Source organism: Nocardia heshunensis (assembly GCF_054782115.1).
In genome coordinates this window covers 765,328-779,976 of record NZ_BAAGTC010000002.1, presented here as the reverse complement: position 1 = coordinate 779,976, position 14,649 = coordinate 765,328, and the positions used below count along the sequence as shown (strand labels likewise).

At 67.1% G+C, this 14,649-nt stretch carries 17 protein-coding genes; 9 read left to right on the top strand and 8 right to left on the bottom strand.

The genetic code is table 11. From position 1 onward, the window contains the following. Positions 1-117: 117 nt before the first annotated feature. Entirely contained in the window at positions 118-975 is an 858-nt protein-coding gene (locus ACYVN4_RS03695) for a helix-turn-helix transcriptional regulator (protein WP_460717782.1), read from the bottom strand. Positions 976-1,118: 143 nt separating this feature from the next. On the opposite strand from ACYVN4_RS03695, the gene ACYVN4_RS03690 reads away from it, so the two are divergent. Next, a complete protein-coding gene (locus ACYVN4_RS03690; RefSeq protein WP_460717781.1) occupies positions 1,119-1,715 on the top strand; it encodes an NADPH-dependent FMN reductase in 597 nt (198 codons plus the stop codon). 51 nt (positions 1,716-1,766) lie between these two features. Beyond that, positions 1,767-2,552, top strand: a complete 786-nt coding sequence (hisN, locus tag ACYVN4_RS03685) for a histidinol-phosphatase (protein ID WP_460717780.1) — start codon at positions 1,767-1,769, stop codon at positions 2,550-2,552. 3 nt (positions 2,553-2,555) lie between these two features. Here hisN and ACYVN4_RS03680 read toward each other — a convergent pair whose 3' ends face one another. Next, on the bottom strand, positions 2,556-4,040 hold the full coding sequence (locus tag ACYVN4_RS03680; protein WP_460717779.1) for a glycosyltransferase family 39 protein: 1,485 nt from the start codon (positions 4,038-4,040) through the stop codon (positions 2,556-2,558). Positions 4,041-4,164: 124 nt separating this feature from the next. Beyond that, on the bottom strand, positions 4,165-4,440 hold the full coding sequence (locus ACYVN4_RS03675) for a hypothetical protein (protein ID WP_460717778.1): 276 nt from the start codon (positions 4,438-4,440) through the stop codon (positions 4,165-4,167). A 233-nt stretch (positions 4,441-4,673) separates the two neighbouring features. Between ACYVN4_RS03675 and ACYVN4_RS03670 the strand changes: the two genes are divergently transcribed. The 3 genes from ACYVN4_RS03670 (at position 4,674) to ACYVN4_RS03660 (ending at position 7,748) form a co-directional block, all read left to right on the top strand. Further along, a complete protein-coding gene (locus tag ACYVN4_RS03670; RefSeq protein ID WP_460717777.1) occupies positions 4,674-6,062 on the top strand; it encodes an acyl-CoA dehydrogenase family protein in 1,389 nt (462 codons plus the stop codon). 25 nt (positions 6,063-6,087) lie between these two features. Then, positions 6,088-7,320: an acyl-CoA dehydrogenase family protein gene (locus ACYVN4_RS03665; RefSeq protein WP_460717776.1), complete on the top strand. Its 1,233-nt coding sequence runs from the start codon at positions 6,088-6,090 to the stop codon at positions 7,318-7,320. An 86-nt stretch (positions 7,321-7,406) separates the two neighbouring features. Then, positions 7,407-7,748: a DUF5713 family protein gene (locus tag ACYVN4_RS03660; protein ID WP_460717775.1), complete on the top strand. Its 342-nt coding sequence runs from the start codon at positions 7,407-7,409 to the stop codon at positions 7,746-7,748. Positions 7,749-7,804: 56 nt separating this feature from the next. Here the strand turns inward: ACYVN4_RS03660 and ACYVN4_RS03655 are convergent, their stop codons facing one another. Both ACYVN4_RS03655 and ACYVN4_RS03650 read right to left on the bottom strand, forming a co-directional pair. Continuing rightward, positions 7,805-7,996, bottom strand: coding sequence for a hypothetical protein (locus ACYVN4_RS03655; protein WP_460717774.1), 192 nt, complete (start codon positions 7,994-7,996; stop codon positions 7,805-7,807). A gap of 11 nt (positions 7,997-8,007) precedes the next feature. Then, positions 8,008-8,427, bottom strand: a complete 420-nt coding sequence (locus tag ACYVN4_RS03650; protein ID WP_460717773.1) for a hypothetical protein — start codon at positions 8,425-8,427, stop codon at positions 8,008-8,010. A gap of 108 nt (positions 8,428-8,535) precedes the next feature. Between ACYVN4_RS03650 and ACYVN4_RS03645 the strand changes: the two genes are divergently transcribed. Further along, a complete protein-coding gene (locus tag ACYVN4_RS03645) occupies positions 8,536-9,294 on the top strand; it encodes a GntR family transcriptional regulator (protein ID WP_460717772.1) in 759 nt (252 codons plus the stop codon). Positions 9,295-9,306: 12 nt separating this feature from the next. Here the strand turns inward: ACYVN4_RS03645 and ACYVN4_RS03640 are convergent, their stop codons facing one another. After that, on the bottom strand, positions 9,307-9,852 hold the full coding sequence (locus ACYVN4_RS03640; protein WP_460717771.1) for a cysteine hydrolase family protein: 546 nt from the start codon (positions 9,850-9,852) through the stop codon (positions 9,307-9,309). Positions 9,853-9,927: 75 nt separating this feature from the next. Continuing rightward, on the bottom strand, positions 9,928-11,052 hold the full coding sequence (locus ACYVN4_RS03635) for an FAD-dependent oxidoreductase (protein ID WP_460717770.1): 1,125 nt from the start codon (positions 11,050-11,052) through the stop codon (positions 9,928-9,930). A 94-nt stretch (positions 11,053-11,146) separates the two neighbouring features. On the opposite strand from ACYVN4_RS03635, the gene ACYVN4_RS03630 reads away from it, so the two are divergent. The 3 genes from ACYVN4_RS03630 to ACYVN4_RS03620 all read left to right on the top strand — a co-directional run bounded on the left by ACYVN4_RS03630 (position 11,147) and on the right by ACYVN4_RS03620 (position 13,827). Beyond that, on the top strand, positions 11,147-11,866 hold the full coding sequence (locus ACYVN4_RS03630; RefSeq protein ID WP_460717769.1) for a TetR/AcrR family transcriptional regulator: 720 nt from the start codon (positions 11,147-11,149) through the stop codon (positions 11,864-11,866). A gap of 64 nt (positions 11,867-11,930) precedes the next feature. Next, positions 11,931-12,560 carry a flavin reductase family protein gene (locus ACYVN4_RS03625; RefSeq protein ID WP_460717768.1) on the top strand — a complete coding sequence of 210 codons (630 nt, stop codon included), beginning with the start codon at positions 11,931-11,933 and terminating at the stop codon, positions 12,558-12,560. 391 nt (positions 12,561-12,951) lie between these two features. Continuing rightward, positions 12,952-13,827: a serine hydrolase gene (locus ACYVN4_RS03620; protein ID WP_460717767.1), complete on the top strand. Its 876-nt coding sequence runs from the start codon at positions 12,952-12,954 to the stop codon at positions 13,825-13,827. A gap of 5 nt (positions 13,828-13,832) precedes the next feature. On the opposite strand, the gene ACYVN4_RS03615 is transcribed toward ACYVN4_RS03620, so the two are convergent. After that, positions 13,833-14,639 carry an SDR family oxidoreductase gene (locus ACYVN4_RS03615; RefSeq protein ID WP_460717766.1) on the bottom strand — a complete coding sequence of 269 codons (807 nt, stop codon included), beginning with the start codon at positions 14,637-14,639 and terminating at the stop codon, positions 13,833-13,835. Positions 14,640-14,649: the final 10 nt, after the last annotated feature.

Genomic DNA, 14,649 nt, shown 5'->3' with positions numbered 1-14,649 from the left:
GGCTCAGTGCCGTAATAATTCCTGCACCCGTGCCGGCGGCCGGGAGACGAACCGATTTTGGACGTACCCAAGGAGTTACCCCGGTCGGCGACAAATCAGTTGTCACGTTCCAATCGTTCACCCGGCGACCGCGCGCAGACCGCCGGGGCGGCGACCGACCAGTCGGTCGAGGGCGGTGGCCGTGGCGTCGTCGGCGGGGAGGTAGACCATGAGGAACTGGTCGTCGTCGGCCGAGAGGTTCAGGGTTTCGTAGGCCAGGCGCAGCGACCCGGCTTCCGGGTGGTCGAGGCGGCCGACGCCGTTGGTGTCGGGGAGGCCGGGGATGGTGTCGAGGCGGTGGGTGAATTCGGGGCCGACGGTGGCGGCCAGGTCCTCGATGAGTGCGTTGACATGTGGGTCGGCGCGGCCGGGGCCTTGCTTCAGCTGGGCAACGCACTTGTCGGCCTTGTGTTCCCAGTCCGGGTAGGCGGTGCGGGCGCGCGGGTCAGACAGCACGTAGCGGGCATAGCTGCCCGGCAGACCACCGTCGAGCAGGCCGATCGGGCCGAAGAGCGCGCGGTAGCCGTCGGTCACCGCGAGGATCTCGCTGAGCCGGTTCATGACCGCCGCGGGCGCGGGCTCGAGCTGATCCAGCATGGCCTGCACGGCCGGGCGGATGCGGCGGTTGGGTCCGGAACCGCCGCGGCAGTTGAAGTTCGGATCCCCGGCCTTGGCGAAATTGAGCAGGTGTACCCGCTGGGCGGGAGTCAATCGCAGCGCATCAGCCAGCGCGATCAGTACGGGCGCGGAGGGATGCCGGTCGCGGCCCTGTTCGAGGCGGGTCAGGTATTCCACCGAAACCCCTGCGAGCGTGGCCAATTCGGCACGCCGCAGGCCGGGTGTGCGGCGACGCGGCCCGGTCGGAAGGCCCACCTCGGCGGGGGTGACCGCCTCCCGGCGCAGCCGCAGGAACAGTCCCAGCTCGTTCTCGCTCACGTATTCGACGCTAGCAACGGACGCGGTTCTTATGGTGTCCCTGCCACTACCACTCTCAGCGTGGTCTCCCTAGCGATCGCGGCAGCTCGCAGAGTTGATCTCGAGCGGCCGACCGGCCGCGGCGAATCTCGAAGGAGCCCATCATGACCAGCACTCCCCTGCGCCTCGCGGTGATCATCGGCAGCGTCCGGGAAGGACGTTTCGGACCGGTGGTGGCCAACTGGATCGCCGAGCAGGCCCGGCGGCACGGGGCGTTCGAGATCGATGTCGTCGATCTGGCCGATTACGACCTGCCGCATGCGCTGCCCGCGGTGTCCCCGCTCATGGAGCCGAACCCGATCCGCCCCGGCAACGGCGAGGAATTGGCGCAGCGGCTGGCGGCCGCCGACGCGTTCGTGGTCGTGACGCCCGATATCAATCGCAGCTTCCCGGCGTCGCTGAAGACGGCCATCGACTGGCACTACACGCAGTGGGATCGCAAGAGCATCGGTTTCGTCGGCTACAGCGGCAAGTCCGGCGGCCTGCTCGCCATCGAGGGCCTGCGCGCGATCTTCAACGAACTCAATGCCCACACGGTGAAGGACTACGTCTCCTTCCCGCGCTACTTCCTGCTGTTCGACCAGTCGGGTGAGCTGCGGGAGCCTGCCGAATTCGAGCAGCTCGCCACCCGCCTGCTGGATCAGCTCGAGTGGTGGTCGACCGCGCTGGCCACCGCCCGCAACCAAGCCGTCCTCGCCTGAGGCGTCGGTGGGACACCGGGCGTTAACGGGGGAGGACTAACGTGATCTCGCGTGACCGATTACTCCGCTGACCTGGAACTTGCGCTGAGGCTGGCCGACGCGGCCGACGCTATTACCCGTGAGCGGTTCGGCGCGCTCGACTTGAAGATCGATTCCAAGCCGGATCTGACGCCGGTCTCGGATGCGGATCTCGCGGTCGAGCGCACCGTGCGCGAGCTGCTCGCGACCGAGCGGGCCGGGGATCTGGTGCTCGGCGAGGAGTTCGGTGGGGATGTCGAATTCCAGGGTCGGCAGTGGGTGATCGACCCCATCGACGGGACCAAGAACTTCGTGCGCGGGGTGCCGGTGTGGGCCTCGCTCATCTCTCTGCTCGAGGACGGCGTTCCGGTGGTGGGCGTGGTGAGCGCTCCGGCCCTGTCCCGGCGGTGGTGGGCCGCTTCCGGCGCGGGCGCGTGGAGCAGCTTCGAAGGCGGTGAGCCGCGCGCGATCTCGGTGTCCGCGGTGGCCGAGCTGGGTGCCGCCAGCCTGGCTATCTCCAGCCTGTCGGGCTGGCGGGCGATCGGCCGCCGCGCCAAGCTCATCGCACTCACCGACGAGGTATGGCGCGTCCGTGGCTACGGCGACTTCTTCGGCTACGCGCTGCTGGCCGAGGGCGCGGTCGACATCGTCACCGAACCCGAACTCTCCCTGTGGGATATGGCGGCGCTGGACATCCTGATCCGCGAGGCCGGTGGCACCTTCACCGCGCTGGACGGTAAGCCGGGCCCGCACGGCGGCAGCGCGGTGGCGACCAATTCGCATCTGCAGGATCAGGTGCTGGCGGCGCTGCAGGCGTAGTAGTCAGCCGAGATGCCGCATGGCGGGCCACATCTCGGACCACGGACGGCGGGGCGTGCGGCAGAGGATGATCGCGCGGCCCTGCTCGATATTGTGGATATCGCGGCCGTTGTCGATGCGGCCCAAGGGTTCCGGGTCGAGGCAGAAGCGGGTGACCTGGTCGGCGGTCATGCCGATGACGATCACGGGGTGCGTGCCGCCGGGCGGCCCCCACCACCAGTAGGCGTTGTCCGCGCTGTGCGGGGTCGGCAGGCCTAGGGGTCTGCCGTACTGCTCCACCGCGCCCGCCTCGCCGTAGTTGGCGGTGAGCAGGTCGGCGTCGGGCGCGGAATGCGCACGGATATCGGCGATCCGGGCCGTGAACTGCGGCCAGCCGACGGTCTCCCCTGCCTCCTTGTTGATGGCCAGCACCGGCGACGGGTTGCGCAGCACGGATATCGGCAGGGCTGGCAGGAAGACCAGCACCGAGAACACCGCGTCGGCGACGATGGCCGAAACCAGTGCGGCGGTGCGTATTCGACCGCGGGCGAGCCAGGGTTCGGCCGCGACGGCCCCGGCCGCGAGCAGTAGCGGATACATTCCGCCGAGGTAGTACGCCTTGCCGACCATGATCAGGTAGACGAGGTACTGCAGCCCGTAGGCCAGGGTGAAGGCCCGGTACGGCGATCGTCCCTCGCGTTTGCATCGCCACAGCCACCACAGGCCGGCGATCCACAGCGGGAACACCAGCAGCCCGATCATCCCGAATTGCAGGAGCACGAACTGGATTCGGGTATTCGAACTGCCCGAGGAACCGCCCGCGATGGCCCGGCTCAGCGCCCACTGCGGCCAGCCGTTGCGGGCCTGCCACACGATGTAGGGCGCGCTGATCACCGCCGCGATCCCCAGCGCCATCGGAAAGTATCTGGTGGCGAACACTTCACGCGGCCCGGTCACCAGGAGCGAGAGCGCCAGTGCGGCAAGCGGAACCACGATGAGGGCCTTGTTCTGCACGCCGATCCCGGCGACCACGCCGATCGCGAGCCACCAACGCGGTTCGAAAGGCATGCGCAGCAAACGCAGCACGAGCAGCATCAGCACCGACCAGACGGCCAGATCGACTATCGCCGTGCTGAGGGTGTGCCCGGCCCCGGCCAAGAGTGCGGCGGAGGCCACGGCCGCGGCCGAAATCGCCTGCGCCTTACGCCCGCCACCGAATTCGCGAGCGTAGAAGCCCGCGCAGATCACCACGATGGTCGCCGCCAGCGTGGCCGGAACTCGCAGCAACATGACGGAATTCGAGTCGATGCCCGACATCGCGCGGGCCAGCAATGGCACCAGCGGCGGCTGATCGGCGTATCCCCAATCCAGATGCCGTCCCGCGGCCAAGAAATAGAGTTCGTCACGGTGGTACCCGTACCGGCCGGAGAGCGCGGTCATGACTGCCGCGAAAATCCCCGCTATCCAGTAGGTTTCACCACCCGTGGGGGCAACCGGCCGATTTTCCATCCCCCGAATGGTCGCATTTCCGGGGCGGCCGGGCCACCGGTTGTGCGGGGTGTACCCGGCGTGGGCTGCGGTCCCGACGCCGGGGCGTTGGCTTGCCGTCAGATGTCGGCTACGCCCTCACTTCTCAGCCGAGCAGCGGGACACACACCGAGCCGAAGTCGATGTACGGGCCACCCACGGAGGAGCCGACACCGGCGGAACCGAGCGAGAGCTCGGCGGCCGGGCCGCTGCCGCAGTTGCTGCCGCCGGCACCGGAGCCGGTGCCCGACCCGGTGACGCCGGCGCCGGAGCCGGTGATGCCGACGTCGATCGGCTGCAGCGTCACGTCGGCGTTGGCGGCCGGGGCAGTGAGGAACAGACCGGCGGCAATGAAGCCGACGGTTCCGAGCGCAATCTTCATATGTACAACCTTCATCAGGAGCGGGTTATGCGCCTGCACCCTAGCCCAGCTCGCGACCTTCTGAAGCGAGTTTGTTTCACTAGATCCGCACGGTACCGGCGAGTAAGTTCGAACCACCGCGCTGACCAGGCGATTCGACAAGCCTGGACGGCACTTCTTACTCTGAAGTAAGATAGTCTTACTCAGGAGTAAGATTGCTGGGCAGGATCACCCACCTCCTCGATAGAAAACTGGTGATTATGAGCACTCGAGACACCGCAACGAAGCGGGATACCTCCGCCGTTGGCCTGAACCCGGTCAAACGCGACTGGATGGGCGCGGCGATGCGGGTCATGACGACCATCACGGGGTCCGAACTCGCCGAGAAGTACAAGCTGCGCAAGCCGATCGAGCGCCTCACCTACGAGGGCACCAAGACCGGATTCCGCACCCTCGGTGCCGCGACCCGCGCGTTCGAGAAGGTCGCCGGAGGTGGCGCGCCGAAGCGGCTGCCCGCCAACGAGTCTCGTAAGAAGGACTACTTCGACCTCACCCCGACCGACGAGCAGCAGATGATCGTCGAGACGGTGCGCGAGTTCGCCGCCGAGATCCTGCGCCCGGCCGCGTACGAGGCCGACAATGCCGCCAAGGCTCCGCGCGATCTGCTCGAGCGCGCCGCCGAGCTGGGTGTGACCCTCATCAACGTGCCCGAGGAGCTCGAGGGTGCGGCGTCCGAGCGTGGCGCGGTCACCAATTCGCTGGTGGCCGAGGCGCTTTCGCACGGCGACATGGGCCTGGCGCTGCCGATCCTGGCGCCGAGCGGTGTCGCGGTCGCGCTGTCGCAGTGGGGTTCCGACGCGCAGCAGAAGACCTACCTGGGTTCGTTCGCGGGTGAGAACGTGCCGCAGGCGTCGGTCGTCATCTCCGAGCCGCAGGCGCTGTTCGATCCGTTCGCGTTGCAGACCAAGGCGACTCGCTCGCCTTCCGGTTTCCGCCTCAACGGTGTGAAGACCCTGGTCCCGGCCGCCGGTGACGCCGAGCTGTTCGTGGTCGCCGCCGAGCTGGATGGCCGTCCCACCTTCTTCATCGTCGAGTCCGACACCGCGGGTCTCTCGGTCGAGGCCGATCCGAGCATGGGTATGCGGGCCGCGGGCCTGGGTCGCCTGGTGCTCAACAATGTCGCGGTGCCGACCACCGCGCTGCTGGGTGATTCCGAGGGTGCGGTGCGCGCCGAGGAGTACGCCGATGCCGTGCGGCTGGCCCGTCTGGGCTGGGCCTCGCTGGCTATCGGCACCGGTCAGGCCGTGCTGGACTACGTGATTCCGTATGTGAAGGAGCGCGAGGCGTTCGGTGAGCCGATCGCCCACCGGCAGGCGGTCGCGTTCATGGTCGCCAATATGGCGATCGAGCTGGATGGTCTTCGTCTCGTGACCCTGCGGGGTGCGTCACGCGCGGAGCAGGGGCTGTCGTTCGCTCGCGAGGCGGCGCTGGCCAAGAAGCTGGCCACCGACAAGGGCATGCAGATCGGCCTCGACGGCGTGCAGCTGCTGGGCGGCCACGGCTTCACCAAGGAGCACCCGGTCGAGCGCTGGTACCGCGATCTGCGCGGCGTCGGCGTCGCCGAAGGCATCGTCCTCATCTAGCCCCGACTTCCTAACGGAGACACCAATGATCAATCTCGAACTCCCCAAGAAGCTGCGGGCCAGTGCCAACCAGGCGCACCAGGTCGCGCAGGAGATCTTCCGCCCGGCTTCGCGCAAGTACGACCTGGCCGAGCACGAGTACCCGGTCGAGCTGGACACCATGGCCGCCATGGTCGAGGGCCTGTCCGACTCCGGCACCGAGCAGATTTCCGGTGCCACCGGCGGCCGTCAGGTCGACGACGAGAAGAAGGACGTGCACGCCACCGAGCTGCTGGGTAACACCAACGGCGGCAACATGTCCGCGCTGATGAACGCGCTGGAGACCTCCTGGGGCGACGTCGGCCTGATGCTGTCGATCCCCTACCAGGGTCTCGGCAACGCCGCCATCGCCGCGGTCGCCACCGACGAGCAGCTGTCGCGCTTCGGCAAGGTGTGGGCCGCCATGGCCATCACCGAGCCGTCCTTCGGCTCCGACTCCGCGGCCGTCACCGCGACCGCCACCCTCGACGGTGACGAGTGGGTCCTCAACGGCACCAAGATCTTCGTGACCGCGGGCTCGCGCGCCACCCACATCGTGGTGTGGGCGTCGGTGGACAAGTCGGCGGGTCGCGCCGCCATCAAGTCCTTCGTGGTCCCGCGGGATGCCAAGGGCCTGACCGTGTCCCGCCTCGAGCACAAGCTCGGCATCAAGGCGTCCGACACCGCGGAGATCCGCTTCGAGGACTGCCGCATCCCGAAGGACAACATCCTCGGCTCCCCGGAAGTCAACGTGGAGAAGGGTTTCGCGGGCGTCATGCAGACGTTCGACAACACCCGCCCCCTCGTCGCCGCCATGGCCGTAGGCGTAGGCCGCGCCGCCCTCGAGGAGCTGCGTACGGTCCTGACCGACGCAGGCATCGAGATCTCCTACGACAAGCCCGCCAACAACCAGCACGCCGCCGCCGCGGAATTCCTCCGCCTGGAAGCAGACTGGGAGTCGGCCTACCTCCTCTCCCTCCGCGCCGCCTGGATGGCCGACAACAAGAAGCCCAACTCCCTCGAGGCCTCCATGTCCAAGGCCAAGGCCGGCCGCATGGGCACGGACGTCACCCTCAAGGCGGTCGAGTTGGCCGGTGCCACCGGCTACTCCCAGCGCACCCTCCTGGAAAAGTGGGGCCGCGACTCGAAGATCCTCGACATCTTCGAAGGCACCCAGCAGATCCAGCAGCTCATCGTGGCCCGCCGAGTCCTCGGCCTGTCCAGCGACAAGCTGAAGTAGGTTCTGATACAACGAGAAACCGGTGCGGACCTCCACGGTCCGCACCGGTTTCTTGTTGTTCAGGGCCTTGCCACGGATGGAGCGTTATGACGATCACGAACCGGCTCGTGGCGGAACGTAGGTTTCTGCAGCCTCTGTATGCGGATGCGTACTTTCCTGATCGTGTGCTCGATAAGGGGGCTGCGATTCTGGTGCGGCTGTGCGAGCGGATCGAGGCCCAGAAGCCTTCGGATCTGGCGGGGCTGTATGCGCTCACGTGGGCCGCGACGGGGGAGTTCAACCTGTTGGAGGCGGAGTTCGAGGCGGCGGGGAGCGAGATCGAGACGGTTGCTCGGGAGGAGATCGGCGAAGACTTCTGGTTCATCGCCTCGGCCTACGGGTTCGCAGATGCCGACGCGGAGGAACTGATCGCCACTCGCGACTGGTAGTCGACGGTCGCCCCCACCGCCGCGGATGGACTTACGACTTCGAGATCTTCATCGGCCTACGCCGAGAAGCCAGCGACGAAGCACCACAGGCCGATCAGTGGATCCATGTTGCACAGGCCGCCGGCGACGGACTCGGTTGGTGGGGTGGGTGGTTCGAGCGGGAGGGGGGCGGCTACCGCGGGGGCAGCGGTGGTGAGGGTGGCTGCGGCGATCAAGGTGAGGGCGTAGGACGCGCGGCGGGGGGACATTCGAAAACTCCTTAGATGACCAGGCAGGAGCTGCCTGCGTTGATGCCGGTGCCGACCGTTAGGGCGATGGTTTTGGTGGTGTCGGCCTGGGTGATGAGGAGGGTGTGGGGGCCGGGGGTGGTGGGGGTCCAGTTGGCGGTTTGGGTCTTCGGGGTGGGGCTGCCTTCGGTGGTGGCGAATTGGGTGCCGTTGTCGTAGAAGGTCATTCCGGAGGGGCCGGTGCCGTTGGCGATTACCTGGTAGGTGCAGCCGGTGCCGAAGCCGTTGCTGAAGCCACCGCCTGCGATCAGGACCTGGGCGCCGATTTCGGCCGATGCGGTTGGCGCGTTCAGCAGGGCGCCTGCGGCGGCGAAGGCTACGACGACTGGAATCGAGTGCCGCAGACGGGAGTTGGCGCTGTGATTGCGTGGATCCGTCGGGAGTGGGCTCATGCGGCCAGCCTCGCATGCTGAGATATCAATTTCAACCTTAGGTATCTCTATGGCGAACATCTTGTGGTCAGCTGCTATATCAATGGTTCACGCTGGCATACTGTCCGCGTGTCGGATATTCACAGCGTGATCGCGGGGACGCCCCATATCCCAGCGCTGCTCATGGTCGGCCGCGACGAGTCGGGGCTCGATCGCACCGGTCTGGCCTACCGGGCGATCAGGCGTCAGATCATCGATTTGAAGCTGCCGCCCGGCAGCAGTTTCACGGAAGCGTCGCTCACCCAGCAGGGGCAGACCAGCAAGACGCCGGTCCGGGAGGCGTTGGCACGGTTGCGACGAGACGGTCTGGTGAGCGCGCTGCCGCGGGCGGGTTATGTGGTCAGTCCGGTGACGTTGCAGGACACCGACGATCTGTGTGCGCTGCGGTCGGTGCTGTCCAGCGAGGCCGCCCGCACCGCGGCCCGGAACGGGATCCCGGGGCCTGCGCTGGACCGGCTGGCGGCGTTGGCCGAGGTGCCCTACGCCCGCGTGGCGGGTGAAGCGGGACTGGAGGATTCGCTGCGCGCGGGGATCGAGTTCGAGGGCATCATCGCCAATGCCGGTGGTAACGGTCGCCTGGCGAAGGCGGTGGTCGATGTGATCGACGAGCTCGAACGGATCCTGCGGATGGCCGCCTTGATCGCGCCCGATATCGCCAGCCCGCCCGGGGAATTGAAGGCGATCGTGGAACGGCTGCGTGAGCGTGACGCCGACGGCGCCTACGACGCCACCCACAAGCGTTGCGAGCGTGTGCGTCTCGACATTCTGCAGGTGCTGTCGAGGAGCGCGTCGGTGAGCCGAGCGCCCATCGAACTACCGACGCACTGAACTACCGACGCGCTACTGAATCCACTCCGCGCAGGAGACGACATCGAAACCCCGGCTGGGGAATACCGTGTCGACGAAGAACGCGTGCATCTGCGGATCGCCGTCGGCGCAGCCGTCCCGCAGCACCGTCACCGCATAGCCGCGATCCGAGGCGTCGTAGCAGGTGGCGGCGACCATGGCGCTGGTCGCGACCCCGGCGATCACGACCCTGTCGACACCGCGGGCACGCAACACCAGGTCGAGATCTGTGCCCGCGAAAGCGCTTGCCCGCCGCTTCATTACGACGACATCCTCCGCGGCGACCGGCAGATCGATCTCGACGCCCGCCGAACCCTCGTGGAAGTCGTCCCCGAGGTCGTAGAAGCTTCGGTAGAGCGCGTTGCCCGGCGGCAGGTCGGCCCCGTTGCCGCGAAAAGCGAAGTGCACGAACGCCACCAGCACGCCCGCAGCCCGAGCCCGTGGGAGCAGCGCTGTGAGCGGCGGCACGACTTCCGCGGCGAACGGGTAACCGCCCGTGATTCCCCGTTGCAGGTCGCCGATGATCAAAGCGGTGGTCACGCGGTCTCCCTTCATGACTAAGATTCCAGATTGACCATTTGAGATATCAACCTGACGTTAGCCGAACGGGAGGGGTCAGGAAAGCTTGGCTTCGGGAGCGAAGGCGGGGAGCTTTTCGAGGCTGCTGCGCACGGCCTCGGCACCGTACTCGAACATCTCCAGCTCGTAGTCGGAGACTGCGGTGAGCAGGGTTTTGCGCCCCGCGTGAGCGTCGATCAGGTTGCGGCGCAACAGGTCCGCGTCACGCAGTGCGGTGTTGGCGCCGTTGCCACCGGTCGGGGAGGTGGCGTGGATGGCGTCGCCGAGCAGGGTCACCGGACCTGACGTCCAGCGCTGCCCGGGCTTGACGACGCGAATGGAGAGCAGGGTGCTGTTGTCGGGGTCGGCCTGCTCGATCAGGGCACGCAGGGCCGGGTGCCAGCCTTGCATATGCGACAGCACGGCGTCCTGGGCGGTCAGGTCCTCGAGCGAGCCGTTCGGCGGCAGGATCATGGCCCAGCGGATGTAGTCGCCGATGTCGGGGAGCGTCACTTCGGGGGCGAGTTGTTCGGCGGCCTGCTTGGGCGGGGTGCGGAAGCGCATGGCGCCGAGCAGGAGGCTGACGCCGTCTCCGGCGATCTTCGAACCGAAAGCCTTGGCGAGGACAGCGAATTCGTCGGTGATGGGGGTGCGGCCGATGACGAAGCGGACGCCGGTGTCGGTAGGCGTGGTCTCGGGCGAGAGCAATCCGCGGACCGCGGAGGTGACACCATCCGCGCCGACGAGCAGGTCACCGACAACCGGGGCGCGGTGAGTGAAGTGGGCTTGGACCTTGCCGTCGGGCAGGACGTCGTAGTCGGTGAGGGCGGCATCGGTGTGGATGGTGAGGCCGGTCAGCAGCAGGTGCCGCAGTACCTGGCGGTCGACGACGATGCCGCTGCGGCCCGCGCCGAGCTTGCCGATCTCGTTGAGCTGCGGGTCGAGGATCAGTTGCTCGGCAGTCGCGTCCATGACGATCTCGTCGAGCAGCGGGTGCCAGCGGGTCGGCAGGCAGTCGCGGACCGCTTGGAAGCCGATCGGGTTGAGGACGAGTCGGTAGCCCTGGAAGCGGGCGACGATGCCCGGGTCACGCTCGAATACCTCGGCTTCGACACCGGTATCGCGCAGACCTTGGGCGAGTGCCAGACCGCCCAGACCGGCTCCGACGATGGAAACTCGCATCACGCACCTCCAGAAATCGACACGAACTTAGTTCGTTATGACGATCTAAGTTCTACGGGACGAACTAAGTTCGTGTCAAGGTATGGTGGCTGTCATGCCGACCGATCCACGCCAACGCCGCGCAGCTCGTCACGCCCAATCGGGGGCGGAGGCTGCCGCGGCCGCACCGCGCAAGCAGCCGATCACCGTGGATCGGATCACCGATGCAGCGCTGGAGGTCGTCGCCACCGAGGGGTACGACGCGTTGACCATTCGCCGGGTCGCCGCCGTGCTCGCCACCGGCCCGTCGTCGCTGTACGCGCACATCGTCAACAAGGACGACATCGATGACCTGCTGATCGGCAGGCTGTACGCCGAAGTCGTACTCCCGGAACCGGATCCGGACGCCTGGCGCGACCAGCTGCTCGGGGTGTACACGCAGATCCGCGATCTGTACCTGAAATACCCCGGCATCTCGCGCGCCGCACTGGCCATGGTGTCCACCAATCTGGAGACGCTGCGGGTGGGTGAGGGAATCCTGGCGATCCTGCTCGCGGGCGGCATCGAACCGAAGACGGCCGGATGGGCGCGGGATGCGCTGTCGCTCTACGTCAGCGCCTATGCGCTGGAACAGTCACTGGTCCAGCAGCGCCGCCGCAATTCCGATCAGGAATGGGTGCTCAGCCACGAGGAGCTGCTGGACCGCTTCAGCTCCCTGCCCGCCGACAAGTACCCGCAGACCAAACGCCATGCCGCCGAACTGATTTCCGGCACCGGGCACCAGCGCTTCGAATTCGCCCTCGGCCTGCTCATGGACAATCTGCGGCCGAGCTGAACGCGGGGACGCAGCGTCCGATTCCTGCCAGCACGAGATCACCGGGCACAGCAGGGTGAATGCCATGCATCGAGTGATTGATTTGAAGGTTCTGTACTTCGGGACTCCGGTGGTGTTGATCAGCAGCCGGAATGCGGACGGCAGCGCGAATATCGCGCCGATGTCGTCGGCCTGGTGGCTGGGCGATCAATGCATGCTGGGGATGAATACCGCATCGCAGACCACGCAGAACCTGCTGCGGGAGCGGGAATGCGTGCTGAATCTGCCGTCCTCGGCGCTGGCGTCGGCCGTGGATCGACTGGCGTTGTTGAGCGGTTCACCGGAGATGACGCCGCACAAGGTGGAGAAGGGGTATCGGTATGAGCCCGACAAGTTCGGGGCGGCGGGACTGACGCCCGCGGCGTCGGAGATCGTCGGGCCACCCCGGATTGCCGAGTGCTCGATTCAGCTCGAAGGGAAAGTGTTGTCCTCGCGGCCCTTCGATGACGGCGGCAGTGTCACCGCACACACCGTTCGGATCGTGCGAGCCCACGTGGACGAGGATTTGATCGTGCCCGGCACCGCTCACGTCGATCCCCGCGGCTGGGATCCGCTGATCATGAAGTTCTGCGAATACTTCGGCGGCGGAACCCAACTCCGCCACTCCCGCCTGGCTGAAGCCTGGCAGATCCCCCAGCCTCAACCGGCCCGCTAGCTCGGGATTCTCTCGCGTCGCGGCACGCCGGCAATCCATTTAGGCTGTGCAACGAATTGCCGACGGCGGCAATCGGACGAGTGGAGTGCGAACGTGTTCATATCCCCCATTGCAAGCTCGGGCAGCGGCGCGGCACTCGGGTCACTGCTGGCATTGTTGCTGGGTCCGTTCGTCTGCGCGCCCGCAGCCGGAGCCTCGTGCGCGACAATCCTCGGCAACATGACGGGCTCGGCAGGGTGATCTGGGGTTATCCGGTCCGCGGTTGCTGAAATGTGATCTGCGCGGCTAGGTTTCGGCGGTGCGTGGATTCAGTAGGCGGATGCTATTGGGGGCCGGGGCTATTGCGGCCGGGGGGCTGATGGGGACGGGGCGGGCGCGGGCGGGAGTGCCGGTGATCGGACCGGCGTTCGATGCGCAGTATCGGGCGATCACGGCACTCGCCGGGGGGCGGTGGCATTGTCTGGTCAGCGATTTGGGCTCGGGGAAGCCGGAGACCGTGCTGGAGGAGGATGCGGACTTCGTCATCGAGGGGGCCAGTGTGCAGAAGCTGGCGGTGATGACGGCGCTGATGAGCGAGGTGGATGCCGGGCGGGTGAAGATGTCCGACACCACCACGCTGGACGCGGACATGGTGGCCGACGGCAGTGGGCTGTATTTGAATCAGGCGGCGTTCGGGGATCAGCTGACCGTCGCGAATCTGCTGACGACCATGCTGCAGGTGTCCGACAACACCGCGGTGCGGTTGATGTCGCGGTTCGTGTCCGGGGATCAGATCAACGACACCCTGGATCGGCTGGGGTTCAAGCAAACCCGGGTGACGCCGGTGCCGGGTGAGAGCCGGTTCTATTTGGGGTACACCACGCCCCGGGAGAACAATGATCTGCTGTACCGGCTGGCGTCGGGGACGCTGCTGTCGAAGGAGTCGACGCAGGCGGTGCTGCGGATTATGACCTGGTCCTCGGTCGGGTACACCGACGGGGTGCGCCGCATCATGTCCTCGGACGAGCGGGCGCGTTTCGCCACCAAACACGGTGCGTCCGATGACAAACGGCACGATACCGGGATCATGTTCGACGCGGCCGGCGCGCCGCTGGTGGTGTTCTCGTTCTTCGCCGATCAATCGCCGGACGCCGACAATTACGGGGCCACCAACCCCATCGTCGAGGCGCATGCCACGCTCGGGCGGGCGCTGCTCGATACGTACACGCACCTGTCACCGCTGCAATCCTTCATCGATCCGAAGCAGATCGCCGCGGGCGGGCACTGAACGGCTCAGTCCGACAGCAGGTTTCGCATGGCCGTGAACACCTCCGACGCGCCGCCGAGCGACCAGCCGCCGTCGACGGGGATGATCGCGCCGTTGACGTAGGAGGCCAGCGGCGAGGCCAGCCACAGGCAGCAGTCGGCGATCTCCTGCGCGGTGCCGTAGCGGCCCAGCGGAACGGATTTCGCGACCAGCTCGGCCATTTCGGGGGTGGGCGCCAGCCGCGCCATGCCCTCGGTGTCCTCGATGGGGCCGGGCACCACGGCGTTGACGCGGATCCCGGCGGCCGCCCATTCCAGGGCCGCGACCTTGGTGAGCATGTCCACCCCGGCCTTGGCGGAGCAGGCGTGGGCCTGCAACGTCATCGGGATGCTGGCCTGCGGCGCGGAGATAGTGATGACCGCCGCGCCCGGGGTGCGTAGATGCTCGCGGGCGGCACGCAGCACATTGAACGTGCCCTTGAGATCGATGTCGACGACCGCGGCGAAGGCCCGCGGTGACATGGATTCCGTTGCGGCGGGGAAGTTCCCGGCCGCACCGGAGATCAGGATATCGAGTTCGCCGAGTTCGGCGCAGGTGGCGGCGATGCCCTCGGCGACCGCCTCGTAGTCGCGGACGTCGGCGACGAAGCCGAGGGCGGTGACCCCGCACTCCCCCAGCGAGTCGACGGCCGCCCGCACCTTCTCCGGCGTTCGCGAGAGCACCGCCACCGATGCCCCCGCCCGCGCGAACGCTTGAGCCACAACGAGATTGATGCCGCTGGTACCCCCGGCCACGAACACGGAGCGGCCGGAGAAATCGAAGAGATCGCTCATCCTCTGATTT